The organism is Mesorhizobium sp. B1-1-1, assembly GCF_006442955.1.
Classification (GTDB): domain Bacteria; phylum Pseudomonadota; class Alphaproteobacteria; order Rhizobiales; family Rhizobiaceae; genus Mesorhizobium.
Genome location: NZ_VFWW01000022.1, coordinates 1 through 22,949, shown reverse-complemented (window position 1 = coordinate 22,949; position 22,949 = coordinate 1). Strand labels below are relative to the sequence as shown.

The following is a 22,949-nucleotide window of genomic DNA, read 5'->3' as shown; positions in this document are numbered from 1 at the left end:
GCGCACTTGCCTCGCGTGCGCCGCGCGCGGATTGCCGCGTCATGCGCAGACGGAATTGCTTCCAGACCGGGACGTCATGGTCTAAAAGCATCTCTTTCCATCGACCGTGAGGCTGACCATGGCATTGAGAGCCGACGACCTGATCGACCGCCGCCGCTTGCGGCGTAAGCTGACCTTCTGGCGCGCTGCGGCCATCGCCATCGTTGCGCTCGGCGTCATTGCGATCTCGGCCTGGTTCTATCGCGACGATTTCGGCGGCTCGGCCGTCGATCATATCGCCAAGGTCAGGATCGAAGGCACCATCACCGAGGACGACGAACTGATCGAGCGGCTGGAAGCCATCCGCAAGTCGCCGAGGGTGAAAGGCGTGATCCTCGCCATCGATTCCCCCGGCGGCACCACCGTCGGCGGTGAATCGATCTATGAGGAGGTGCGCAAGCTCGCCGCCGACAAGCCTGTCGCGGCCGAGGTCGGCACGCTCGCCGCGTCGGCCGGCTACATGATCGCGAGCGCCACCGATCACATCGTCGCCCGCAAGACCTCGATCGTCGGATCGATCGGCGTGCTGATCCAGTATCCTGATGTCAGCGGCCTGATGGACAAGCTCGGCGTCAAGCTGGAGGAAGTGAAATCCTCGCCGCTCAAGGCCTCGCCCTCGCCTTTCAAGCCGACCAACGACGACGAGCGCGCCATGGTCCGCAAGCTCATCCTCGACAGCTACGACTGGTTCGTCGGCATCGTCGCCGAACGCCGCAAGATGACCCGCGAGCAAGCGCTGGCGCTCGCCGACGGATCGATCTTCACCGGTCGCCAAGGGGTCTCCAACGGCCTGATCGACGCCGTCGGCGGCGAGACCGAGGCGATCGACTGGCTGGCGACCAAGGGCGTCGACTCGAAACTCAAGGTGGTCGAATGGAAGGACACGGAGCGGCGCGGCGGCTTCCTGTTGTCCAAAGCGATGGTGAGAACGATCGCCGGCGCGCTCGGCCTGCCGGACTACAGCGGCGATATCATCCATGAACTTGGCGCCGACCGCTTGTTTCTTGACGGTCTCGTTTCCGTCTGGCACCCTTGAGACGCCGTTTGGGGTGGATGAAAAAGCAAACAAAATCATCCTCATAATTTCGACCGCACCGATTTCAGGGGACCCGTCCGATGATCAAGTCCGAACTTGTGCAGATTATTGCCACGCGCAATCCGCATCTTTTCCTGCGCGACGTTGAAAACATCGTCGGCGCGATTTTCGACGAGATCACCGACGCGCTCGCCGAAGGCAACCGGGTCGAATTGCGTGGCTTCGGTGCCTTTTCGGTGAAAAATCGCCCCGCCCGCACCGGCCGCAACCCGCGCACCGGTGAATCCGTCGAGGTCGAGGAGAAATGGGTGCCTTTCTTCAAGACCGGCAAGGAACTGCGCGAAAGGCTGAATGGCGGAAAGTAGGCGCGACGCCAGACCGGCCCTTCCCGGGAGGCCGGTTTCCGACGGAAAACATCATGCTCAATCGCTTCATGCTCATCGTGGTCTTCGTGCCCCTGGCGGTCATCCTGATCGCGCTGGCCGTCGCCAATCGCGAACTCGTCGCCTTCACGCTGGATCCGTTCAATCCCGGCAATCCGGCGCTGACGCTCACTTTGCCGCTGTTCATCTTCCTGTTCCTGGCCCTCGCCGTCGGCATGGTCGTCGGCAGCCTGGCGACCTGGGTCAAGCAGGGACGCTACCGCAAGCTGGCGCGCCAGCGCGGCGTCGAGGCCGAGAACCTGCGCCAGGCGATCGGCCGCACCCCGTCGACACCGCAGGGACCGGTGCTGCCGAAGCCGACCAACTGACCGCCGCACGGCGCTGTGGGCCCTCTCGGGCCCGCGATTTTCTTCACGGAGTTTCCCATGCTGACCATTTCGGCCGCAGAGGTCGACCAGGCGTTGACCTTCCCAGGGCTGGTGGAGACGCTGCGCGGGGCTTTCCGTGACGGCGCGGTGCAACCTGTCCGGCACCATCACACGGTCGAACGGCCGGACGGTGCGGCCTCGACCTTGCTGCTGATGCCGGCCTGGACCGACTTCAACGCAGCCGGCATCTCGGCCGGGGGGCATATCGGCGTCAAGATCGTTACCGTCTCGCCCGACAACAATGCCATCGGCAAACCGGCAGTGATGGGGGTCTATCTCCTGCTCAACGGCGCCACCGGCGAACCGGAGGCCCTGATCGACGGCCAGCGGCTGACGCAATGGCGCACGGCCTGCGCCTCGGCGCTCGCCGCATCCTATCTGGCGCGCGAAGACGCTTCCCGGCTGCTGGTGATCGGGGCCGGTGCGCTGTCGCCATTCCTCGCCAAGGCGCATTGCGCCGTGCGGCCGATCAGGACCATCCGCATCTGGAATCGCACCTTGGACAACGCCGAGAAGGTCGCCGCCGGACTGCGCGCCGAGGGCTTCGCGGCGAGCGCAGCGGCCGATCTCGATGCCGAGCTCGGCCAGGCCGATATCGTCTCGTCGGCGACGATCGCCACCGATCCGCTGATCAAGGGCGCCCGCCTGAAGCCGGGAAGCCATGTCGACATGGTCGGCGGCTTCACCCCGACAATGCGCGAAAGCGACGACGAGGCGATAGGGCGCGCCCGCGTCTATGTCGACACCCGCGCCGGCGCCACCAAGGAAGCGGGCGACATCGTCATACCGCTCGCTTCGGGCGTGTTGAAACCGGAAGCCATCATAGCCGACTTGCACGAGCTGGCGCGCGGTCAAAAGCAAGGGCGCCGGAGCGCCGACGAGATCACGCTGTTCAAGTCGGTCGGCGCCGCGCTCGAGGACCTTGCCGCCGGCATTGCCGTCTACAAGGCGCTCCGGACCTAGCTTACTGTCCCGGCTGCTTTAGCGCCCATTGCTTCGGCGATTACGGCGAAATCGGCCGCGCTTACCGAGAACAGGCCGAAGCGCAGTTGATACCCCCAATTCGGCTTGCCGGCCGTGAAGTCCAGCCTGTCGAGCAATGGCTTGATCGGCGCTTCCCCGGCCGCCGCCCAGTCGACGTCGCGGCGAAAGGGCGTGAAGCCGCCGCCCATGTCGCCTTGATAGGGTTCTCCCTCCCGCACCGTGCCGATCGCCGTGAACGCCCGCAGCCCGTCTTTCTCGCCCAAAATCGTTGTCGGCGAATAATAAACAATGCCGTCCCCGGGCTGGACCCGCCGCAGCGGCGCCGCCTTGCCGTGGTTGACCTGCATGAAGCCGCCCTCGCGGCCGCGCCGGACGTGCTGCGCCGACGCCACCGCGATCCAAGACGCGCTCATTCCTGCTCCCCGTCTGCCTGCTGCCCGTCCGACAGCCAGTAGACCCGCAGGCGATGGTTGTCGGGATCGAGCGCAACGAAGGTGCGGCCGAAATCCATGTCGGTCGGCGCCTGCAGGATCTTCAGCCCACGTCCGGACCAGTCGGCATGGGCGGCATCGACTGCCTCGGGCGTATCCAGGGCAAAGACGATCTCGGCGCCGCCACGGGTCGCTGCCGCCGCCGGTTCCACCGTATGCCTCGACCAGAGACCGAGTTTGAAACCGTTGTCGAGCACGAACAGCACGAATGTCGGCGCGCTTTCGACCGGCTCGCGGCCGAGCAGCGCGCTGTAGAAGGCGCCGCTACGCTGCGGCTGGTCGACGTAGAGGATGACGAAATTGGGGGTGACCATGACTGTTCTCCAGGGGTTTCGACCGGGACAGACATAAAGCGCATCACTGTCAGATTCTGGCAGTATCCGTCACGAAAGGCGCCCTGGACAGCTTACACACCGCTAACGCCGTGGGGTGTCGAGCGTTGCCCGCCATTCCTTCAGCAGCGCCTGACGGCGGCGCGGATAGCGCAGATCCGTCGTCTTGAGCTCGGCTATGCGGTCGGTGCGAAAATGCCGGAAATCCTGCCGCATTTCGCACCACGCCACCACGACCCGCACCTTGTCGAAGAAGCCAAGCGCGAACGGCCACACCACGCGCCGCGACCCCGCGCCGCTGGCATCGCGATAGAAAAAGTCCAGCTTGCGCTCGTTACGGATCGCCTGCCGCACCAGGCCGAGATCGATGCTTTCAACAGTCGGGGCGGGCGGCCCGACCAGCAGTGTGGTGGCGTCGAGATCCTCGCGCAGATCATCAGGCAGCACCGACGCGATCTTGGCAAGCGCGTTGACGGCCGCTGACGAAAGCCGCGAATCCGGCTGCTTGGCGACCCAGCGCGAACCGAGCACAATTGCCTCGATCTCCTCGTCGCTGAACGTCAACGGCGGCAGCATGAATCCGGGCTTCAGCACATAGCCGAGCCCCGCCTCGCCCTCGATCGGCGCCCCCTGGCCCTGCAGCGTTGCGATGTCCCGGTAAAGCGTGCGAATTGAAATCCCGAGTTCGTCGGCGAGCGACTGCCCGCTCACCGGCATGCGATGCCGGCGCAATGTCTGGATCAGGTCGAGCAGGCGTTCGGAGCGGGACATATCGAAGATTTGCCTGTTTCTTTGACATTGGTCCATCGCAAGCCGACATGACCAGGCGACGCTTGCGCGGCGGACTTGGTTGCGAAGCCGGTTGCCCTATGTCAAAAGCGGCCACGCCTCGGAGATGCTCCTGCTTGAAATCTTTTCGCGACAAACGCCGCGACAGCCGTCCGCCCGCAAAAAGCGGTGCGCAACGGGTGCGTCCGCATGAAGGCCGTGGAACGGCCAGGCCGCAGGAGCGGCCCGAGGCCAGGGCCGACGAGCGCCCGGAACCGAAGTCGGCGCCCCGCATCCTGGCCCGTCGCGACGGCGCTCTTCCGGCCGAACAGCTTCCGCTGATCCTCGAAGTGGCACCCAATGCCGATTATGCGCTGCTCGACAGCGGCGCCGGCCAGAAGCTCGAACAATACGGTCCTTATCGGATCGTCCGCCCCGAGGGCCAGGCGATCTGGCAGAAGGCGCTACCGGCAAGGGAATGGGACCGCGCCGACGCTGTCTTCACCGGCGATACCGACGAGGAAGGCATTGGCCGCTGGCGCTTCCCCGGGACGCCGCTCGGCGAGACCTGGCCTATGAAGCACGACGGCATCGACTATCTCGGCCGCTTCACCTCGTTTCGCCACGTCGGCGTGTTTCCCGAGCAGGCCTCGCACTGGGATCACATGGCCGGACTGATCGCGGCGGCCAGGCGGCCGGTCAAGGTGCTCAACCTGTTCGGCTATACCGGCCTTGCCTCGCTGGTGGCGGCGCGCGCCGGCGCCGAGGTCACTCATGTCGATGCCTCGAAAAAGGCGATCGGCTGGGCCCGCGAAAACCAGGAGATGGCCGGGCTTGGCAACAAGCCGATCCGCTGGATCGTCGAAGACGCGGTGAAATTCGCCGAGCGCGAGGAGCGCCGCGGCAGCCGCTATGACATCGTTCTGTTCGACCCGCCCGCCTATGGCCGCGGCCCCAAGGGCGAGGTCTGGCAGTTGTTCGAGGACCTGCCGGCATTGACCGATCTCTGCCGATCGATCCTGACCCCGAAACCGCTTGCCGTGGTGCTGACCGCTTATTCGATCCGCGCCTCCTTCTTCGCCATCCATGCCCTCATGCGCGACACCTTTGTTGGCATGGGCGGCAGGGTTGAATCGGGCGAATTGATCATCCGCGAAAAATCGGCGGGCCGCGCGCTGTCGACCTCGCTGTTCTCGCGCTGGGTGGCCTGATGAGTGGATATGACGGCGCCCGTCCGGTCGGGCAGGTGAAAGAGGTCACCAGCCTCGCCAATCCGCTGGTCAAGGACATCAAGGCGCTGGCCTTGAAAAAATTCCGCGACCAGCAGAACGCCTTCATGGCCGAGGGACTGAAGCTGGTCATCGATGCGCTCGACCTCGGCTGGCATATCAGGACCCTGGTCTTCGCCAAGGCCGGACGCGGCAACGCGGCGGTGGAGAAGGTCGCTGCGCGCACGGTGGCTTCCGGCGGCACGGTGCTTGAAGTCTCGGAAAAAGTGCTTGTCGCCATAACCCGCCGCGACAATCCGCAAATGGTGATCGGCGTTTTCTCGCAGAAATTCCTGGCCCTGAAGGATATCCGCGCCGACAATGGCGATGTCTGGGTGGCGCTCGACCGGGTGCGTGATCCCGGCAATCTCGGCACCGTCATCCGCACGGTGGACGCCGTAGGCGCGAAGGGCGTGATCCTGGTCGGAGACACCACCGATCCCTTTTCGGTGGAGACGGTGCGCGCCACCATGGGCTCTATCTTCGCCGTTCCGGTGGCCAAGGCGACGACCGAGGCATTCCTCGCCTGGCGCGGCGGGTTTTCGGGTCTCGTCGCCGGCACACACCTCAAAGGCGCGGTCGACTACCGCTCGGTCGATTTTTCCCGGGGGCCGGTGCTGCTGATGATGGGCAATGAGCAGCAAGGCCTGCCCGAAAGCCTGGCGGCGAGTTGCGACAGGCTGCTCAGGATTCCGCAGGCAGGGCGTGCCGATTCGCTCAATCTTGCCGTCGCCACCGGCGTCATGCTGTTCGAGATCCGCCGCGGCGCGCTGAAACTGGACCCTATGGTGGATTCGCAATGAGGGTTGCCCAATCGTGAAATCATGGTCTCCCTATGCGCTGCTGGTCGTCGCGGCCATCGCGCTCGACCAGTGGATAAAACATTTGGTCGAGATCGGCCTTCCCTTTCAGGAAAAGCTCGATCTCCTGCCCTTCCTGGCGCTGTTTCGCACCTATAATACCGGCATCGCCTTCTCGATGTTCTCATCCTTCGGCGATACCGGGCTGGTGATCATCGCCGTTCTCGTAGTCGCCTTCGTGCTCTATCTGGCCACGCACACGCCAGCGGGCCATGTTATTGCCCGCACCGGCTTTGCCCTGATCATCGGTGGCGCGCTCGGCAATCTGATCGACCGCGCCGTCTACGGCCACGTCATCGACTACATCCTGTTCCACACTCCGGTCTGGTCCTTCGCCGTGTTCAATCTCGCCGATGCCTTCATTTCGGTCGGCGCCGCGCTGGTCGTGCTTGACGAAGTTTTGGGCTGGCGGCGCCAGCCCAAGCCCCAGGGTCCCGACGCCTGACCGATTGACCCGGCGCGGCCGCCGCAGCAGAGTCCAAACGTCGATAGATCGAGGAGAGAAAAATGCCCGAAACCTTCAAAGCCATCCTCGTTTCGCGCGACGCCGAAAAGAAACAGTCGGTGGCGGTGACCGACCTCACCGAAGCCGATCTCATGGACGGTGACGTCACCGTCGCAGTCGAAGCGACGACGGTGAACTACAAGGATGGGCTCGCAATATCAGGCAAGGCGCCGGTCATTCGCCGCTGGCCCTTGGTGCCAGGCATCGATTTCGCCGGAACGGTCTTATCCTCTTCCCATCCCGACTGGCGCAAGGGAGACAAGGTCATCCTGAACGGCTGGGGTGTCGGCGAGACGCATTTTGGCGCCTATGCCGGGCGCGCCCGCGTCAACGGCGACTGGCTGGTGCCGCTCCCCGACGGCATCAGCGCGCATGACGCGATGGCGGTCGGCACCGCCGGCTATACCGCAATGCTGTGCGTCATGGCACTGGAGCGGCACGGCATCGTGCCCGATCGCGGGCCCGTGGTGGTGACGGGCGCGGCCGGCGGCGTCGGCTCGGTCGCGGTCTCCATCCTGTCCAGCCTGGGCTATCACGTCATTGCCTCGACAGGGCGCAATGCCGAAAGCCCGTATCTCATCGATCTTGGCGCCGCGGAGGTGATATCGCGCGACGAACTCAGCCAGCCGACCAAGCCGCTCGCCAAGGAGCGTTGGGCGGGCGGCATCGATTCCGTCGGCAGCCACACACTGGCCAATGTGCTCTCTATGACCTCCTATGGCGGTGCCGTCGCGGCCTGCGGCCTGGCCGGCGGCATGGACCTGCCGTCGAGCGTGGCACCTTTCATCCTGCGCGGCGTTTCGCTGCTCGGCATCGATTCGGTGATGGCGCCGAAACCGGTGCGGCTCGAGGCCTGGCGCCGCATCGGCGCCGACCTGGATCTGCGCAAGCTCGCCAGCCTGTCCACGACCATCGGCTTCGACAACATCATCGACGCCGCGCGCGACATCGTCGACGGCAAGATCCGCGGCCGCGTCGTCGTCGACATGCAGTGAGTTCGCCGGGGTAAAACAACCTATCCGCTAAAATTCGAACGATCCCCCGCAGGCTTCCATAATTTCTGTCCGGTAGGATTTTCGCATGGTCGCGGAATCCGGCATCCAGGAAGTGGAGACTGGCGAAGACGTCGATGCGGTACCTCCGCCGGCGTCGGCGCGGCGGTTCGTCGCCGCACCGCCGCTGGCGCCTGAGCCGCAACAGGCCAGGAATGAGCCGCGATTGGCCGGCCGCGAAGGCTTGCCGCTGCTGACCTTCGTCGCCATCATCATGCTGGCGGGGCTGACGCACCTGACCGGCGCGCCGATCTTCATCAGCCTCGCTTTGCTGGCGACCGGCCTTGCCGGCTTCGGCCTGCACCTGCGCGCCAGAAGGAACGAATACCGCACCGCCGCGCTGCTTGATGAAACCACGGCTCGCAGCCGTGCCGAGATCGAGACGCTGGCCGATCGCATGTGGGAGATGCAGGAGAGCGAAGAGCGCTTTCGCGGTCTGATCGACGCGCTTGGCGATCTCGTCATCCACCGCGACCGCGACGGCTATATCGTCTATGCCAACAAGGTGTTCGCCGATCTCGTCGAGGTCGACCAGCGCGACCTCGCCGGCAAGACCCTGGCTGAACTTGGCATCGAAGTCGGTATCGTTCCCGACGCCGCCTTTTCCGACCATGAATGCCTGAGTTCCACCGACGTCGCCATCCGCACCCCCGGCGGTTCGCGCTGGTTCTCGTGGATCGAACTGTCGGTGCGCGACAAGGACAGCGGTTCTGTCTCGCATCGCGCCATCGCCCGCGACATCACCGCCCGCAAGCGTGCCGAATCCTCGCTGATCACCGCGCGCGAGCGGGCCGAATACGCAAGCCAGGCCAAATCGCGCTTCCTCGCCACCGTCAGCCATGAAATCCGCACGCCGATGAACGGCATCATGGGCATGGCCAGGCTGTTGGCCGATACCAGCCTGTCGCCGGAGCAGCAGACCTATGTCGGCGCCATTTCGACCTCGGCCAGCGCCCTGCTGGCCCTCATCGAGGACCTGCTCGACTATTCCAAGATCGAGGCGGGACGCTTCGATCCCGAACCGCAGCCAATGTCGGTGCGCGAGATCGCCGACAACGTTGTCGAGCTCCTCGCCGCGCGCGCCTTCTCCAAGGATATCGGCCTCGGCTGCCATGTCGAGCCCGACGTGCCGCAATTGATCACCGCAGATCCGGGCCGGGTCAGGCAGGTGCTGCTCAACCTGATCGGCAACGCCATCAAGTTCACCGACAGCGGCGGGGTGCTGGTGAGTATGGCGCGCGCCCGCACTGAAACCACCGACCGCATATGCTTCACCATCGCGGATACCGGGCCAGGCCTGCATGAAGACGACATGGAGCGCATTTTCGAGGAGTTCGAGCAGGCCGACGGTACCTCGACGCGCGCGCATGGCGGAGCCGGTCTCGGTCTTGCCATCTCCAAGCGCCTGGTGACCGCCATGGGCGGCACGATTTCCGTCTCCAGCCGGTTGGGTCAGGGTTCGGAATTCGTCTTCGATATCCCGGCCATCTCCGCGAGCGAGCCACCACCGGGCCGGGTGGACGCGCTTCAGGGCAGGCACGCGGTAATCCTGTCGAGAAATATCGTCGAGGCCGACGCCATCGCCCGCAGCATCCGCGCCAATGGCGGCGCGGTCGATATCGCCACCACCGTGGCGCAGGCGGCATCGTTCTCCGGCGATTGCGACGTGCTGCTGGTCGACGCGGCCATGGAAGAGGGCGACGGAAGACTGCTCAAGCGGCTGCGCCAAAGCGGTTTTTCCGATTGCGAAGCCATCACGCTGATCGCCCCGACCGATCGCGGCATGCTCGGCGAGTTCCGCGCCAGCGGCTACGCGACCTTCCTCGCCAGACCGGTGCGAGGCGGAACACTTTTGCGTGTGCTTCTGAGCAGTCATGCGCCGGCGCTTGCCCCGACACGGCCGGAAAAGCCCCACCCGCCGGCGCTTCGCGCCGCCAGTGATCGCCAGCGTGGCCTGTCGGTGCTGATCGCCGAGGACAATGACATCAACGCCATGCTCGCTCGCGCCACGCTGCTGAAGGCCGGTCATCGCGTCAAGGTTGTCGGCAACGGCAAGGCGGCGGTCGAGGCCGTTACCGGTGCCGGACACAAACACCGCTTCGACGTGGTGCTGATGGACCTGCACATGCCGGTGATGGATGGGATGGACGCCATCGCCGCCATCCGCCGTCATGAGGAGGAGACCGCCGTGCCGCCAGTGCCCATCATGGTGCTGTCGGCCGACAGCCAGGAAAAGACCCGCCATGCGGTGCTCGCCCACGGCGCCAGCGGCTTTGTCACCAAGCCGCTCGACCCCGATGCACTGGTCGACGCCATCGAGGGGCAGGTCGCCGCCTGAGCCTTTTTTTCATCAATCTCCTGCCGAGCGGCGCCACCTTGCTTTTGCATAACGTAGCCGGTTGACCGTATTCGCCAGCCGACGAAGTATTGCCCGCGACGCCGTATCACGGTACTGTCACAATCCTGTTGCACCTACACCGTATCCCCGTGCCAAGAGGGATGGCTCGAAGGAGAATCACTCGTGCATACAGTTATGCCGGAATGTGACACTCGGCCGAACGCCGGCGGCGCCTTGCTTGCCGGGCGCAATGTCGATTCCGTCACAAAGGGCGCAGCGCTCGGCCGTATCGGCAACCTCGAAGTGCGGTTGGCCCGCAACGAGGCCGAGATCGCGGCCGCGCAGGAAGTGCGCTACCGGGTATTCTACGACGAGCTTGGCGCCAGGAAGAACCTGTTTCAGGTGCAGGACCGCCGTGATGCCGACCGCTTCGATCCGCACTGCGATCACCTGCTCGTCTTCGATACCTCGCTTTCCGGCCCCGAACATCGCCGCATCGTCGGGACCTACCGGCTGCTGCGGCAAGAAATCGCTGCGGCCGCCGGCGGCTTCTATTCCGAAGGCGAGTTCGAGCTGACCAAGCTCATCGCCCGTCACCCCGGCCAGCGCTTTCTCGAGCTCGGCCGCTCCTGCGTCCTGCCGGAATACCGTTCGAAGCGCACCATCGAGGCATTGTGGCAAGGCATCTGGGCCTACATCAACCACTACGGCATTGGCGTGATGACCGGCTGTGCGTCTTTCCAGGGCACGGTGCCGGCGGCCCATGCCGAGGCGCTCACCTATCTGGCGCATCACTGCCGCACGAATTCGGCCTGGGACGTGCGCGCCGTCGCCGGGCGCTATTGTTCCATGGACCTGATGCCGATCGAGGCGGTCAATGCCAAGGCAGCGATCGCTGCGATGCCGCCCTTGGTCAAGGGCTATCTCAGGGTCGGCGCCCGCATCGGCGACGGCTGCGTCATCGATCGTGAATTCTCGACGGTCGATGTGTTCGTGGTGATGCCGGTCAAGGAGATCGGCGCCCGCTACGTCAATTATTACGGCGGGGAAGCGCAGCGTTTTGCGGCGTGAGCAGTAGGCAGTAGGCAGTAGTGAAGACATCATGATTCATCCACTGACTAATCCCTAATCCCTTCTCTCACGAAATATCCTCCGGCCGCCTGCCGGGCCGGCTCTTGTAGGACGCAAACGACCAGCCGAATTTGAGCGCGCCGCCGCGCACGGCGAATGCCGCGGCGAAACCGGCCAAGCCTGACACGATCTGCGGCAGTCCGGCGACATCGCCCAATGTGAAGATCGACGCGCCAACCAGGGCGGCCGTAACATAGATTTCCGGCCTCAACAGCACCGAAGGCTCCCCTGCCAGCACGTCGCGCAGGATGCCGCCGAATGTGGCGGTCAGCACGCCGGTGATGACGGAAACGACCGGCGAACCGGTGATGGCCAACCCTTTGGCCGCACCCATCACCGAAAAAGCGGCCAGCCCGACGGCGTCGAGCCAGAGCAGCCACTTCCAGCGGGATTCGACACGGTGCGCGCTGAAAAAGACCAGCACCGCAACCGCCGCGCAGATCAGCACATAGCTGGAATTGGCGATCCAGAAAACCGGCAGGTTAAGGATGACGTCGCGAAGAGTGCCGCCGCCGATGCCGGTGACGCACGCCAGGAAAAGGAAGCCGATAACGTCGAGCTGCTTGCGCGACGCGGCAAGCGCACCTGTCGCCGCGAAGACCGCAACGCCGGCATAGTCGAGAAGCGCGATGGGGTTCAAGGGCGGGACCAGGGAGTAAGGCAGCAGGGGAGTAGGGGAGTAGGGGAGTATGTTTAGCACGAAGCCGTACTGTTGATACGCCCCTTACTGCCTTACTGCCTTACTGCCTTACTGCCCTATTCCGCCAACTACGCATCCTTCTCCGCCTGCTCGTTGACGGGCCCCGGCTCGACCGGCGCTTCGCCAGCGGCGAGTTTCGGGCCGCCCTTGGCAACGCCGACCATGGCCGGGCGCAGCACCCGCTCCCCGATCGAATAGCCCGGCTGCACGACCTGCACCACCGTGTTGGCCGGCACATCGGGATTGGGCACTTCGAACATGGCCTGGTGGAAATTGGGATCGAACTTCTCGCCTTCCGGCGCGAGCTTCTTGACGCCGTGCCGCTCCAGTGCGGACAGCATGGCACGCTCGGTGAGATCGACGCCGTCGATCAGCGCCTTGAAACCCGCATCGCCGGACGCCTTGGCCTCGGCGGGAATAGCGTCCAGCGCGCGGCGCAGATTGTCCGAAACCGACAGCATGTCGCGGGCGAAGTTCGCGACCGCATAGGTACGCGCGTCATGCACGTCGCGCGCGGTGCGGCGACGCAGGTTCTCCATCTCGGCCGCAACGCGAAGCGCCCTGTCCTTCAGCTCTTCATTCTCCTTCAGGAGCCGCACAACCGCTTCATAATCGCCATCGACGCCACCTTCCGTGCGCTCGGCATTGGCTTCGGTCGCCTCAATTTCGTCGGGCGCGCGTTCGTCTTTTGCCTGGTCGCTCATCGCCGTTTCCCATCATCTCGAATAGTGTGGATTTTGAGCCCGATATCGAGGTTTGGTGGGCAAAAATCAAGGGGTAAGCGAAGGCACGCGCCCAGCCGTTCAAACCGAATGGCGATCAGTGCGATGCTTCGATTTTAATTCAAACTTTACCATAGCTTCCACCTTTGCTTGCCCCGGCGGCGCGATCGGGGAACCATTTGCTGGCTGGAGGATTTTCGAACCGACACAGGATTTTTGAAATGACACCCCGCGACAAGGGCGAAAAGAAAGATCGGATCGCCGCCGAAATCCGGCGCCAGCTAGGCACGGCGGCGGTGAGACGCTTTCTGCATGCGCTGCCGGCCTTTCGCGCCGAGAAAGACATTCCCGACCGCTTCCGGGACCAGCTCGAACGTCTCGACGGCCTGGAAAACAGCATGGCTGGCGGCGCGCGCCATTGATGCATGTGACCGGATGCGATCCGGGTTGGCAGAGTTGCAAGGGTTAGAACAGAACCTGAAGTCGCGGCCTGGATCGAGGATCCCGCGCCCCATCGCGACAATTACGCGCGGTAATTTCTCGTGATTAGCCTTGCGGGAGCCGGGCCCCTCCGCCTATGCTTCATGATGAACATGATTTCCCCTGAGACTGCCGCCAACAGTAAGCGCGCCTGGTTGAAGATCCTGGCGCGCTACAAGAAGCCGGACAGGCGGCGCAGCGCCGTCGAACTGGCGATCACCCTGATCCCTTTCGCAGCACTCTGGGCGCTGTCCTCGATCGCCTTTGCCTATGGCCATTGGTGGGGGCTGGTGCTGATCTTGCCGGCGGCGGGCTTCCTGGTGCGGATTTTCATGATCCAGCACGATTGCGGGCACGGATCTTTCTTCGCCAACCGCACCGCCGATGACTGGATAGGCCGCGTCCTGGGCGTGCTTACGCTGACGCCTTATGATTGCTGGCGGAGTGCTCATGCCACCCATCATGCCAGCGCGGGTAATCTCGACGAGCGCGGCGTTGGCGATATCAAGACGTTGACGGTCGCGGAGTACCGGCGGATGTCCTGGAGAGGTCGCCTCGCCTATCGTCTCTATCGCCATCCCCTGGTCATGTTCGGACTGGGACCGATATGGCTCTTCATCTTCGAGCAAAGGCTGCCGGTCGGGATGATGCGCGGTGGCCTGAAGCCCTGGGTATCCTCGATGGCCACCAACCTCGCCATCGTGCTGGCAGCGTCGATCCTGATATGGTTCGTCGGTATTGGCGCTTTTCTGGTCGTCCACCTGCCGATCGTCATCCTTGCCGGGTCGGCCGGCATCTGGCTGTTCTATGTCCAGCACCAGTTCGAGGAGACCGAATGGGCGAAGGACGATGAGTGGGAGTTCCAGCGTGCCGCCTTGCACGGATCCTCCTATTATGACCTGCCGCCGGTGCTGAACTGGTTCACCGGCAACATCGGTGTCCATCATGTCCATCACCTCTCCGCGAAGGTGCCAGGCTACCGCCTGCAGGAAGTGCTGCGCGATTATCCGGAACTGCGCGGCATAGGCCGCATCACCCTTCTTGAGAGCCTGCGCTGCGTCAAGCTGGCGCTGTGGGATGAAAACAGCGGCAAGCTGGTGTCGTTTCGCCAGGCACGGATGGTGGCGTAGCCATCTTCTGCCTGGCTCTGCTGTCCCCGATCCGCCGGCGGGCACCTCCTGTCGTCGTGACGGGAGAGGACAGGCGGCCGCAAACCTGTCGCTGGAAGTGTCGTGACGTCAGCCGGCACGCAGCCGACGCCAGGAGTATTTTGGTCCCTTGGGCTTCGGCACGGCGGCAGGCTGGTAGTAGAGTCCCAATCCGCCGGTGCGGCCTTCGTCCAGCCGCTTCAAGAGCACGGGATTGGAGATTTCGAATTCATCGAAACCGAGCCGTAGCATATGCGGCAGCTGGTCGACCAGCACCTGGCCGGTGGCGCGCACGGCACCTTCGAAATGATGTCGGCTGCGCAGCAATTCGCCCTTTGAGAAGGAGCGGCCATCGCTGAACGACGGAAAAGCCAGCGCCACCAGCGACAGTTGGTCGAGCAGGCCAGCAATCCTTTCGAGCTGATCGCCGGGTTGCAGCACGACACCGATCCTTTCCTTGGTCGACCGGCGCACCTCCGGATCGAGATCGAGAAACGCCTGCAGCGGCAGGATGAAGCGGCCATTGCCAGACAGTGCTTCCGCGCCTTCGGCATGAGCCCACTCGTCCTCGCGAAAACCCGTCGGGGTCCAGAGGCGGGTCTCCGGTATCGTCGGTTCAGTCATCGAAATTTCCTAAAATTCAAAGAGCTCAAGGTGTGTGTTGAGATTCAAGCAGGCCCTAGTCGAAACGGTAGCTTCCGAGAGCCGGAGCGGAGCGTACTTGTAGTACGTGAGCCCCCGAAGCCGCCGTTTGCAGGCCGGCCTCACCTGAATATCAGCATACCCTATAACGATGCGTCGGTCAGCGACTTCTCCAGTCCCGACAGGTGAATGCCGCACTCGGTCTTGGCATGGCCGGCCCAGCGGCCGCTGCGCGCGTCCTCGCCCGGCTGCACCGGCTGGGTGCACGGGAAGCAGCCGATCGACAGATAGCCATAGGCGACCAGCGGATTTTCCCGCAGTGCATGCGCGCGCATGTAGTCCGCCTGGTCCGACGTCGTCCAGTGCGCCAGCGGATTGATGCGGATACGTGGGCCGACCGCCTCGAACACTGGAAGTGCTGCGCGCGTCGAAGCCTGGAAGCGCTTGCGGCCGGTGAACCAGGCGCGGAAAGGCGCCACGCCCCGTGCCAGCGGCTCGACCTTGCGCACGTCGCAGCAGGCGTCGGTGTTGGTCTGGTGCAGATTGCCGGTCGGATCGATCCGCTCGAGTGCTGCCTCGTCGGGCTTGATCACCTGGATGTTGGTCAACCCGAAATCGGCGACCAGGGCGTCGCGATAGCCGAGCGTCTCCTCGAAATGCTTGCCAGTATCGAGAAAGATGACCGGCAGCGAGCGATCGACTTCGGAAATCATGTGCAGTAGCACGGCCGAATCGGCACCGAAGGAAGACACCGCGGCAATCTCATCGTGAAACAGGTCGCCTGCCGCGCGTTCGATGATGTCGAGCGGATTCAGGTGGCCGTAAAGCGCGTCAAACCCCGCCGCTTTGGCGGCGATGCCGTCATCGGCGTCGACGATAGGGTCAAGCGGCCTTGGCTTCGCCAGCATAGAGCGCCTCCTTGAACGGCGCGGGACCGACACGGCGGTAGGCGTCGATGAATTTCTCTTGTGAGTTGAGCCGAAAGCCGAGATAGGTCTCAACGATCTGCTCGATGGCGTCGGTGATCTCTTCCGACGAGAAGCCGCGGCCGATGATCTCGCCCACCGAAGTGTTCTCGTCGGCCGAACCGCCAAGCGTCACCTGGTACAGCTCGGTGCCTTTCTTTTCGACTCCGAGAATGCCGATATGTCCGACATGGTGATGGCCGCAGGCATTGATGCAGCCGGAGATCTTCAGCTTCAACTCGCCGATCTCGCGCTGCCGCTCCAGCGAGGCGAAGCGACGCGAGATCTCCTGCGCGATCGGGATCGAACGCGCTGTGGCCAGCGCGCAATAGTCGAGGCCCGGGCACGAGATGATGTCCGATATCAGGTTCGAATTGGCGGTCGCCAAGCCGATATCGACCAGCGCGTCATAGACCGCCTTCAGGTCGGCGCGCGCCACATGCGGCAGGATCAGGTTCTGCTCGTGGCTGACGCGCAACTCGTCGTATCCATACTTCTCGGCGATATCGGCAATCGCTTCCATCTGGCTGTCGGTCGCATCGCCCGGCACTTCGCCGATACCCTTCAGCGAGATGGTCACCGCCGCATAGTCGGGGAGGCGATGCGTCACCACGTTCTGGTCGAGCCAATCCGAGAAGCCCTTGGAATCGAGGCGTGCCAGCTTTACAGCCTCGTCGCCGTCCGGCCGCGCGGTCAGCGCTGGTGGCGCGAAATAGGCGTCGATGGCGCGGATATCTGCTTCCGGCAGCTTCAACTCGGCGTCCTTCAATTGCTGCCATTCCGCCTCGACCTGGCGCGTGATCTCCTCGACGCCGGTCTCGTGGACCAGGATTTTGATGCGCGCCTTGAACTTATTGTCGCGGCGGCCATGCAGGTTGTAAACGCGCAGGATCGCCGTGCAGTAGGACAAAAGGTCGGCTTCCGGCAGGAAATCGCGGATCTTCCTGGCGACCATCGGCGTGCGCCCCTGGCCGCCGCCGACATAGACGGCGAAGCCGAGCTCGCCGGCCGCGTTCTTCTTCAGGTGCAGGCCGATGTCATGGGTCTGGATGGCGGCGCGGTCGCGCTCCGCGCCGGTTACCGCGATCTTGAACTTGCGCGGCAGGTAGGAAAACTCCGGATGAACAGATGACCACTGGCGCAGGATTTCCGCATAGGGACGCGGATCGGCGACCTCGTCGGCCGCCGCACCCGCGAAATGGTCCGCGGTGACGTTGCGGATACAATTGCCGCTGGTCTGGATGGCGTGCATCTCGACACTCGCCAGATCGGCCAGGATTGCAGGAATGTCGGACAGCGCCGGCCAGTGGAACTGGATGTTCTGGCGCGTGGTGAAATGGCCGTAGCCCTTGTCGTATTTGCGCGCGATGTGGCCGAGCATGCGCAACTGCTTGCTGTTCAGCGTGCCATAGGGCACCGCGATGCGCAGCATATAGGCGTGCAATTGCAGGTAGACGCCGTTCATCAGCCTGAGCGGCCGGAACTGGTCCTCGGTGATCTCGCCGGCGAGCCGGCGCTGGACCTGGTCGCTGAACTCGGCGACGCGGGCCTGGACAAAATCGTGATCGAACTCATCGTAGCGGTACATGCTTCGTCTTTCAGGGCGCGTCCGCCCGTGTTCACTTCTGGTCTGGGCTTACGCCGCCCGGGAGGCCTGCTTGCCAAGATCGTTGCGAATGGTCGGGCCCGCGGCGCGGATCTTCTCGCGCAACCGCACCGGCTCGACAACGCCGTTCACGATTTCGGCATCGATGAGGTTGACGTCGAGGACTTCGTTGTCGGCGTGGGCCTTGGCACCGATCGCTTCCAGGCGATCCTCGGCCGCCTTGTCATGGGCGAGGTCGGCATGGTCCGCCCTCTCGGCCCAGCCGCCGTCTGCGTACCAGACGGCGATGCCGTCGGCGAGCCGGTTGGCGGTCAGTATCTTCATTGCTGAACTCCCTCGGTGGCAGCTATGGGCGCACCTTCATGCCTGTGTGCCGCGAGCGGTTCGGACCGTTCGAAATTGGCGCCGGCGACCGCATCGCCGATGATGGTCATGACCGGACCTGAGAGATCGGAGCGCGCTTCCAACGACGGCAGGTCGGCAAGCGTGCCGTGGAAACGGCGGCGATTGCCGAGGCTGGCATTCTCGACCACGGCTACCGCCGTATCGGGCGAAAGCCCGGCCTCGATCAGCCGGCCGGCAACCTCCGCGGCCACCGAGCGGCCCATATAGACAGCAACGGTGGCACCCGAAATGGCAAGCTTGGCCCAGTCGGGCAGCGAATTGCCCTTGAGATCATGACCGGTGGTGAACACCATCGAGGAGGAAACCCCACGCAGCGTCAGCGGCAATTCGAAATCGGCGGCGGCAGCGAAAGCAGCGGTAACGCCCGGAACCACCTCATAGGCGATGCCGGCATCACGCAGCGCCGCCATCTCCTCGCCGGCCCGGCCGAACACCAGGGGATCGCCCGACTTCAGCCGCACCACACGCTTGCCTTCGCGGCCAAGCTCGACCAGCAGCGCATTGATCTCGGCCTGGCTCTTGGTGTGACAGCCCTTGCGTTTGCCGACCGCCAGCCGCTCGGCGTCGCGTCGGCCCATGGCGACGACAGCCTCCGGCACCAGCGCGTCGTGGACGATGACATCGGCCTCCATCAGCAGGCGATGCGCACGCAGCGTCAAAAGGTCCTCGGCACCGGGGCCCGCGCCAACCAGGGCGATATGGCCTGAAGCGGATGCAGCCGAACGCAGAAGATCGGCGGCTGCGTCATGCGCCTGCGAAAGCTTGCCAGCTTCGACGGCGCGCGCCGGCGCACCGCCGAAGAACTCGCTCCAGAACCGGCGGCGCGAATTGCCCCTGGGCAGGCTTTCAGCGGCGGCCCGGAAGGACGCGGCGAGAGCCGCCAACCTGCCCAACGAGGGCGACAGCATGCGGTCGATGCGGGCACGCAGCATCTGCGCCAGCACCGGCCCAGCGCCTTCCGTGCCGATGGCGATCGCGACCGGTGCGCGATTGACCAGCGCCGGGGTGAAAAAATCGCAAAGCTCCGGCCGGTCCACCGCATTGACGGGGATGCCGAGCCGGCGCGCATCCTGGACAACGCGCCGGTCGAGCGCCTCATCGCCGCTGGCAGCGAACACCATCACCGAGCCTTCCAGCCGGCTCGCCTCATAGGCCGCGATGTGGGTGGCGCCGCTCTGCGCGATGAAGCCGAGCATGTCCGGTGAGGCGCTCTCCGCGGCGATGCGCAGCGTAGCGCTGGACTGCCCAAGCAATCGTGCCTTGGCCAACGCTTCGTCGCCGCCGCCGACGATCGTTACGGCTTCGTCCTCGACCCGTACGAAGACGGGGAAGGCATTGAGCTTGGGGGCGGGCTGCGGCATGGATACGAACGGAATCCTGATCTGGTCTTCACTTCTACGCGTGGGCGCGAAAAAGCTGAAGAAACCCACTCGCGCATCACCTTCCGGGATGCAATCGCTTTTTCTAAAGGGCCGCAGCCAAGAGAAAAATATTCCACCTTGTTGCGGAGACCGGCATCAAGCCGCTGTCGCGGGCCTTGATTTCTCCTCTTTTTGGGCCGAACGCGCTTTATGACAAAACCGTTTTTTCTAAATTCTACTAATTTAGTAGATTAAAGCTGCCTGGCGGTCGTGCGCGCGCCTCCACCTCGACGGAGCGCCCGTATGACCTGGCTTTTTGGCTGGAACATTACCGGATCGAGGCGCGTTCCTTCCGCATGCGCAATTCAAAATCATACCTGGCCGCGGCGTGAAGCCAAGCGTGGCGGCAGCGAAGGAAGGAGCCCGGCGTCATGAGCGCGATCAAGTTGAAGCACGGCATCTGGATCATGGTGGCCGACGGAGAAAAAGCGCTCTTCCTCAGAAATGCAGGTGACACCAAATTTCCGAACCTCGAAGTGGTGCAGGAAATGAGGCAGGACAACCCGCCAACGCGCGAGCAAGGCAGCGACAGTCCCGGTCGCTACAATGACGGCCCCTCGGTTCATCGCAGCGCGGTTGAGGAGACGGATTGGCATCGGATCGGCAAGGAGCGCTTTGCCGACGAACTCGCCGAACGGCTCTACAAGCTGGCTCATCGAGGCTCTTTTGACGAAATCATCCTCATCGCGCCGCCGCTCGTGCTCGGCGCGATGCGCAAGATCCTGCACAAGGAAGTCAGCGACAAGGTCAGCGCGGAAATTCCCAAGACGCTGACCAACCACGCGGTATTCGAGATCGAGGCCCTGTTGCGGGCAGCTTGATCGTTGGCGATCGAGCGCCGCCGTTGCGGCGCATGATTTCGGCTGACCTCGAATTCCGGCTTGCTTGCCCACCGGCGAGGTATTTGTCGCTTCACCGGCAATTCCCGGTTTAGCGGGGTTGCGTGGCCGACACCCAATCCACCATATTGCAAACAGGCGGCGGCTTCGGGCGGCGCATATCCTGCATCGCTGGCTTGAAAGGCGCTCCATAGACAATGCCGCATGACACTCCCCTTATCGCCACCATCGTAGCCGGTCTGGGGCTCGCTTTCGTCTTCGGCGCTCTCGCCAACCGCTTCCGCATTCCGCCGCTGGTCGGCTATCTCGTGGCCGGCGTGCTGGTTGGGCCGAACACGCCCGGTTTCGTCGCTGACGCCGGCCTTGCCAATGAGCTCGCCGAAATCGGCGTCATCCTGTTGATGTTCGGCGTCGGCCTGCATTTTTCGCTGAAGGATCTCCTGTCGGTCCGCGCCATCGCCGTGCCCGGCGCCATCGTCCAGATCGGCTTTGCCACGGCACTCGGCGCGGGGCTTTCCTGGATGCTCGGCTGGTCGGCTGGAGCAGGACTGGTCTTCGGCCTGGCGCTGTCGGTGGCCTCGACCGTGGTGCTGCTGCGCGCCCTGCAGGAGCGCCGCCTGATCGAGACCGAGCGCGGCCGCATTGCCGTCGGCTGGCTGATCGTCGAGGACCTGGCCATGGTGCTGGCCCTGGTGCTTTTGCCGGCGCTTGCCGGCGTGCTTGGCGGCCAGGAGCAGGCGGATGCCCATGCGAGCGGCCTGCTGTCGCTGCCCGCGAGCTACGGCATCTGGGGCGTCGTCGGCATCACGCTGGCCAAGGTCGCCGCCTTCGTCATCGTCATGCTGGTGGTAGGCCGCCGCGTCATTCCCTGGATCCTGCACTATGTCGCCCATACCGGCTCGCGCGAGCTGTTTCGGCTTTCGGTGCTGGCGATAGCGCTTGGCGTCGCCTTCGGCGCGGCCAAGCTGTTCGGCGTCTCGCTGGCACTGGGCGCTTTCTTCGCCGGCATGATCATGAGCGAGTCCGAACTCAGCCACCGCGCCGCGGAGGAATCGCTGCCGCTGCGCGATGCCTTCTCGGTGCTGTTCTTCGTCTCGGTCGGTATGCTGTTCGACCCGTTCAGCCTGTTCAGCAACGGCTTGCCGATTCTGGCAACGCTCGCCATCATCGTCGTCGGCAAGTCGCTGGCGGCCTTCCTCATCGTCGTCGCCTTCGGTTATCCCCTGGCGACGGCGCTGATGATTTCGGCGAGCCTTGCCCAGATCGGCGAGTTCTCCTTCATCCTGGCCGAACTCGGCGTCGGGCTGAAACTGCTGCCCGAACAGGGGCGCGATCTCATCCTGGCGGGCGCCATCCTTTCGATCGTGCTCAACCCGGTGATGTTTCTGGTCATCGACTGGATGAAGCCATGGCTCGAGGCCCGCGCCGCCAGGACGGCGCCGCCTGTGGAGCCCAAACCGGTCGGCCCGGCGACGGAGCAGGAAGATGGGCCGCCGCCAAGAACAGCCCTTAGCGGCCACGCGATCCTGATCGGCTACGGCCGTGTCGGCAGTCTCGTCGGCGCTGCGTTGAAGGAAGCCGCCCTGCCCTTCCTGGTGGTCGAGGATGCCGACAAGACACTGGTGAAGCTCAGGGCCGAGGGCATCGAGACCGTGGCCGGCAACGCCGCCAATGCCGAAGTGTTTGCAGCCGCCAACCCCGAAGGCGCGAAACGGCTGATCCTGGCCATCCCCAATGCCTTCGAGGCCGGTCAGATCGTGCTGCGTGCGCGCGCCGGCAATCCCGCCATCAACGTCGTCGCCCGCGCCCATTCCGATGCCGAGGTCGAGCATCTCAAGGGGCTCGGCGCCGATACGGTGATCATGGGCGAACGCGAGATCGCGCGCGGTATCGTGGAAGAGGTGCTTGGTCACAAGCCGCGGGCGGCTGAACCGTCCGCCGCCTGAGCCGATCCTGCACGGACCTAATCCGTGCTTAGCGAGAACGCGGCCGATTGTGGAGGGCTGGACCTCGAACAGGTGGGGCGGCCTTGGACGCCCCCGCTGACATCGGTCACTCCTGCCATTTGTCTTCGTATCGCGCTCAACCGAGTTCTTGGGCGAGTCCGATGAGCAACCCCTCAGGCCCACGGATGTAGCAGAGCCGGTACACGTCTTTATACTGGACTACTTCGCCTACGAGCTGCGCGCCGCGCGTGCGGAGCCTTTCAAGCGTCTCGTCGATGTCATCCACGGTGAACATGACGCGGAGGTAGCCTAGGGCGTTGACCGGGGCGTTCCGGTGATCTGCGACGACAGGCGGCCTGAGGAACCGGGAGAGCTCGAGCCGGCTAGAGCGTTTCATATCTTGACGGAAGCGTAGCCTGCGTTTTCGAAGTAGTTCCTGCATTCGGCTGCCTCGATTGTT

General features: G+C 64.2%; 24 protein-coding genes and 1 pseudogene. 14 read left to right on the top strand and 11 right to left on the bottom strand.

Annotated features, from left to right (window positions below):
* Positions 1-118 precede the first annotated feature (118 nt).
* The 4 genes from sppA (at position 119) to FJ986_RS29765 (ending at position 2,849) form a co-directional block, all read left to right on the top strand.
* A complete protein-coding gene (sppA, locus tag FJ986_RS29780; protein ID WP_140566094.1) occupies positions 119-1,075 on the top strand; it encodes a signal peptide peptidase SppA in 957 nt (318 codons plus the stop codon).
* An 80-nt stretch (positions 1,076-1,155) separates the two neighbouring features.
* Entirely contained in the window at positions 1,156-1,440 is a 285-nt protein-coding gene (locus tag FJ986_RS29775) for an integration host factor subunit beta (RefSeq protein WP_006200394.1), read from the top strand.
* A 53-nt stretch (positions 1,441-1,493) separates the two neighbouring features.
* A complete protein-coding gene (locus FJ986_RS29770) occupies positions 1,494-1,826 on the top strand; it encodes a DUF1049 domain-containing protein (RefSeq protein WP_140522516.1) in 333 nt (110 codons plus the stop codon).
* A gap of 57 nt (positions 1,827-1,883) precedes the next feature.
* On the top strand, positions 1,884-2,849 hold the full coding sequence (locus FJ986_RS29765; RefSeq protein WP_140566092.1) for an ornithine cyclodeaminase family protein: 966 nt from the start codon (positions 1,884-1,886) through the stop codon (positions 2,847-2,849).
* Here FJ986_RS29765 and FJ986_RS29760 read toward each other — a convergent pair.
* The 3 genes from FJ986_RS29760 to FJ986_RS29750 form a co-directional block, all read right to left on the bottom strand.
* The gene (locus FJ986_RS29760; protein ID WP_140676844.1) at positions 2,846-3,283 is read right to left on the bottom strand and encodes an EVE domain-containing protein; all 438 of its coding nucleotides are present in this window, start codon (positions 3,281-3,283) and stop codon (positions 2,846-2,848) included. The genes FJ986_RS29765 and FJ986_RS29760 overlap by 4 nt on opposite strands.
* Positions 3,280-3,675: a VOC family protein gene (locus FJ986_RS29755; protein ID WP_140676841.1), complete on the bottom strand. Its 396-nt coding sequence runs from the start codon at positions 3,673-3,675 to the stop codon at positions 3,280-3,282. The genes FJ986_RS29760 and FJ986_RS29755 overlap by 4 nt, the downstream gene beginning before the upstream one ends.
* A gap of 102 nt (positions 3,676-3,777) precedes the next feature.
* Positions 3,778-4,464 (bottom strand): YafY family protein, encoded by a 687-nt coding sequence (locus FJ986_RS29750; protein WP_140676839.1) that lies wholly within the window; start codon positions 4,462-4,464, stop codon positions 3,778-3,780.
* 134 nt (positions 4,465-4,598) lie between these two features.
* Between FJ986_RS29750 and FJ986_RS29745 the strand changes: the two genes are divergently transcribed.
* The 6 genes from FJ986_RS29745 to FJ986_RS29720 all read left to right on the top strand — a co-directional run bounded on the left by FJ986_RS29745 (position 4,599) and on the right by FJ986_RS29720 (position 11,555).
* Positions 4,599-5,672 (top strand): class I SAM-dependent rRNA methyltransferase, encoded by a 1,074-nt coding sequence (locus FJ986_RS29745; RefSeq protein ID WP_140676836.1) that lies wholly within the window; start codon positions 4,599-4,601, stop codon positions 5,670-5,672.
* The gene (locus FJ986_RS29740) at positions 5,672-6,532 is read left to right on the top strand and encodes an RNA methyltransferase (RefSeq protein ID WP_140566078.1); all 861 of its coding nucleotides are present in this window, start codon (positions 5,672-5,674) and stop codon (positions 6,530-6,532) included. The genes FJ986_RS29745 and FJ986_RS29740 overlap by 1 nt, the downstream gene beginning before the upstream one ends.
* 13 nt (positions 6,533-6,545) lie before the next feature.
* The gene (gene lspA, locus FJ986_RS29735; protein ID WP_140500223.1) at positions 6,546-7,034 is read left to right on the top strand and encodes a signal peptidase II; all 489 of its coding nucleotides are present in this window, start codon (positions 6,546-6,548) and stop codon (positions 7,032-7,034) included.
* A gap of 62 nt (positions 7,035-7,096) precedes the next feature.
* Positions 7,097-8,089 (top strand): MDR family oxidoreductase, encoded by a 993-nt coding sequence (locus FJ986_RS29730; RefSeq protein ID WP_140500225.1) that lies wholly within the window; start codon positions 7,097-7,099, stop codon positions 8,087-8,089.
* Positions 8,090-8,174: 85 nt separating this feature from the next.
* Positions 8,175-10,484 (top strand): PAS domain-containing hybrid sensor histidine kinase/response regulator, encoded by a 2,310-nt coding sequence (locus tag FJ986_RS29725; protein WP_140676834.1) that lies wholly within the window; start codon positions 8,175-8,177, stop codon positions 10,482-10,484.
* A gap of 183 nt (positions 10,485-10,667) precedes the next feature.
* Positions 10,668-11,555, top strand: coding sequence for a GNAT family N-acetyltransferase (locus tag FJ986_RS29720; RefSeq protein ID WP_140500229.1), 888 nt, complete (start codon positions 10,668-10,670; stop codon positions 11,553-11,555).
* Between the two features lie 67 nt (positions 11,556-11,622).
* Here FJ986_RS29720 and FJ986_RS29715 read toward each other — a convergent pair whose 3' ends face one another.
* Both FJ986_RS29715 and grpE read right to left on the bottom strand, forming a co-directional pair.
* On the bottom strand, positions 11,623-12,255 hold the full coding sequence (locus FJ986_RS29715; protein WP_140500230.1) for a trimeric intracellular cation channel family protein: 633 nt from the start codon (positions 12,253-12,255) through the stop codon (positions 11,623-11,625).
* 128 nt (positions 12,256-12,383) lie between these two features.
* On the bottom strand, positions 12,384-13,019 hold the full coding sequence (gene grpE, locus FJ986_RS29710; protein ID WP_140549492.1) for a nucleotide exchange factor GrpE: 636 nt from the start codon (positions 13,017-13,019) through the stop codon (positions 12,384-12,386).
* A 239-nt stretch (positions 13,020-13,258) separates the two neighbouring features.
* On the opposite strand from grpE, the gene FJ986_RS29705 reads away from it, so the two are divergent.
* Together FJ986_RS29705 and FJ986_RS29700 are read left to right on the top strand one after the other, a co-directional pair.
* On the top strand, positions 13,259-13,459 hold the full coding sequence (locus FJ986_RS29705; RefSeq protein WP_140500234.1) for a hypothetical protein: 201 nt from the start codon (positions 13,259-13,261) through the stop codon (positions 13,457-13,459).
* Positions 13,460-13,624: 165 nt separating this feature from the next.
* Complete coding sequence (locus FJ986_RS29700; protein ID WP_140676831.1) at positions 13,625-14,647, top strand: fatty acid desaturase; 1,023 nt, start codon at positions 13,625-13,627, stop codon at positions 14,645-14,647.
* A 108-nt stretch (positions 14,648-14,755) separates the two neighbouring features.
* Here FJ986_RS29700 and FJ986_RS29695 read toward each other — a convergent pair whose 3' ends face one another.
* From FJ986_RS29695 to cysG, 5 genes are all read right to left on the bottom strand, one after another.
* A complete protein-coding gene (locus FJ986_RS29695; protein WP_140558384.1) occupies positions 14,756-15,289 on the bottom strand; it encodes a DUF934 domain-containing protein in 534 nt (177 codons plus the stop codon).
* A 161-nt stretch (positions 15,290-15,450) separates the two neighbouring features.
* Positions 15,451-16,215, bottom strand: coding sequence for a phosphoadenylyl-sulfate reductase (locus tag FJ986_RS29690; RefSeq protein WP_140500238.1), 765 nt, complete (start codon positions 16,213-16,215; stop codon positions 15,451-15,453).
* Complete coding sequence (locus FJ986_RS29685; RefSeq protein ID WP_140676828.1) at positions 16,190-17,860, bottom strand: nitrite/sulfite reductase; 1,671 nt, start codon at positions 17,858-17,860, stop codon at positions 16,190-16,192. Before FJ986_RS29685 ends, FJ986_RS29690 begins: the two co-directional genes overlap by 26 nt.
* 48 nt (positions 17,861-17,908) lie before the next feature.
* Positions 17,909-18,202, bottom strand: a complete 294-nt coding sequence (locus FJ986_RS29680) for a DUF2849 domain-containing protein (protein WP_140500242.1) — start codon at positions 18,200-18,202, stop codon at positions 17,909-17,911.
* Positions 18,199-19,644 carry a siroheme synthase CysG gene (gene cysG, locus FJ986_RS29675; protein WP_140676825.1) on the bottom strand — a complete coding sequence of 482 codons (1,446 nt, stop codon included), beginning with the start codon at positions 19,642-19,644 and terminating at the stop codon, positions 18,199-18,201. Before cysG ends, FJ986_RS29680 begins: the two co-directional genes overlap by 4 nt.
* A 431-nt stretch (positions 19,645-20,075) precedes the next feature.
* Here cysG and FJ986_RS29670 point away from each other — a divergent pair, with 431 nt between their 5' ends.
* Both FJ986_RS29670 and ybaL read left to right on the top strand, forming a co-directional pair.
* Complete coding sequence (locus tag FJ986_RS29670) at positions 20,076-20,525, top strand: host attachment family protein (RefSeq protein ID WP_140513765.1); 450 nt, start codon at positions 20,076-20,078, stop codon at positions 20,523-20,525.
* Positions 20,526-20,740: 215 nt separating this feature from the next.
* A complete protein-coding gene (ybaL, locus tag FJ986_RS29665; protein WP_140676822.1) occupies positions 20,741-22,489 on the top strand; it encodes a YbaL family putative K(+) efflux transporter in 1,749 nt (582 codons plus the stop codon).
* A gap of 136 nt (positions 22,490-22,625) precedes the next feature.
* On the opposite strand, the pseudogene FJ986_RS29660 reads toward ybaL, so the two are convergent.
* Positions 22,626-22,949 (bottom strand): annotated as a pseudogene (locus FJ986_RS29660) (hypothetical protein); the annotation flags it as partial.

What these genes read in the sequence shown, in the direction of transcription:
- FJ986_RS29685 (WP_140676828.1), bottom strand. Translation starts at nt 17,860, where the DNA reads ATGTACCGCTACGATGAGTTCGATCACGATTTTGTCCAGGCCCGCGTC.
- sppA (WP_140566094.1), top strand. Translation starts at nt 119, where the DNA reads ATGGCATTGAGAGCCGACGACCTGATCGACCGCCGCCGCTTGCGGCGT.
- FJ986_RS29770 (WP_140522516.1), top strand. Translation starts at nt 1,494, where the DNA reads ATGCTCAATCGCTTCATGCTCATCGTGGTCTTCGTGCCCCTGGCGGTC.
- FJ986_RS29695 (WP_140558384.1), bottom strand. Translation starts at nt 15,289, where the DNA reads ATGACTGAACCGACGATACCGGAGACCCGCCTCTGGACCCCGACGGGT.
- FJ986_RS29775 (WP_006200394.1), top strand. Translation starts at nt 1,156, where the DNA reads ATGATCAAGTCCGAACTTGTGCAGATTATTGCCACGCGCAATCCGCAT.
- FJ986_RS29760 (WP_140676844.1), bottom strand. Translation starts at nt 3,283, where the DNA reads ATGAGCGCGTCTTGGATCGCGGTGGCGTCGGCGCAGCACGTCCGGCGC.
- FJ986_RS29755 (WP_140676841.1), bottom strand. Translation starts at nt 3,675, where the DNA reads ATGGTCACCCCCAATTTCGTCATCCTCTACGTCGACCAGCCGCAGCGT.
- cysG (WP_140676825.1), bottom strand. Translation starts at nt 19,644, where the DNA reads ATGCCGCAGCCCGCCCCCAAGCTCAATGCCTTCCCCGTCTTCGTACGG.
- FJ986_RS29750 (WP_140676839.1), bottom strand. Translation starts at nt 4,464, where the DNA reads ATGTCCCGCTCCGAACGCCTGCTCGACCTGATCCAGACATTGCGCCGG.
- FJ986_RS29730 (WP_140500225.1), top strand. Translation starts at nt 7,097, where the DNA reads ATGCCCGAAACCTTCAAAGCCATCCTCGTTTCGCGCGACGCCGAAAAG.
- FJ986_RS29705 (WP_140500234.1), top strand. Translation starts at nt 13,259, where the DNA reads ATGACACCCCGCGACAAGGGCGAAAAGAAAGATCGGATCGCCGCCGAA.
- FJ986_RS29765 (WP_140566092.1), top strand. Translation starts at nt 1,884, where the DNA reads ATGCTGACCATTTCGGCCGCAGAGGTCGACCAGGCGTTGACCTTCCCA.
- ybaL (WP_140676822.1), top strand. Translation starts at nt 20,741, where the DNA reads ATGCCGCATGACACTCCCCTTATCGCCACCATCGTAGCCGGTCTGGGG.
- FJ986_RS29700 (WP_140676831.1), top strand. Translation starts at nt 13,625, where the DNA reads ATGAACATGATTTCCCCTGAGACTGCCGCCAACAGTAAGCGCGCCTGG.
- FJ986_RS29740 (WP_140566078.1), top strand. Translation starts at nt 5,672, where the DNA reads ATGAGTGGATATGACGGCGCCCGTCCGGTCGGGCAGGTGAAAGAGGTC.
- FJ986_RS29690 (WP_140500238.1), bottom strand. Translation starts at nt 16,215, where the DNA reads ATGCTGGCGAAGCCAAGGCCGCTTGACCCTATCGTCGACGCCGATGAC.
- grpE (WP_140549492.1), bottom strand. Translation starts at nt 13,019, where the DNA reads ATGAGCGACCAGGCAAAAGACGAACGCGCGCCCGACGAAATTGAGGCG.
- FJ986_RS29670 (WP_140513765.1), top strand. Translation starts at nt 20,076, where the DNA reads ATGAGCGCGATCAAGTTGAAGCACGGCATCTGGATCATGGTGGCCGAC.
- FJ986_RS29725 (WP_140676834.1), top strand. Translation starts at nt 8,175, where the DNA reads ATGGTCGCGGAATCCGGCATCCAGGAAGTGGAGACTGGCGAAGACGTC.
- FJ986_RS29680 (WP_140500242.1), bottom strand. Translation starts at nt 18,202, where the DNA reads ATGAAGATACTGACCGCCAACCGGCTCGCCGACGGCATCGCCGTCTGG.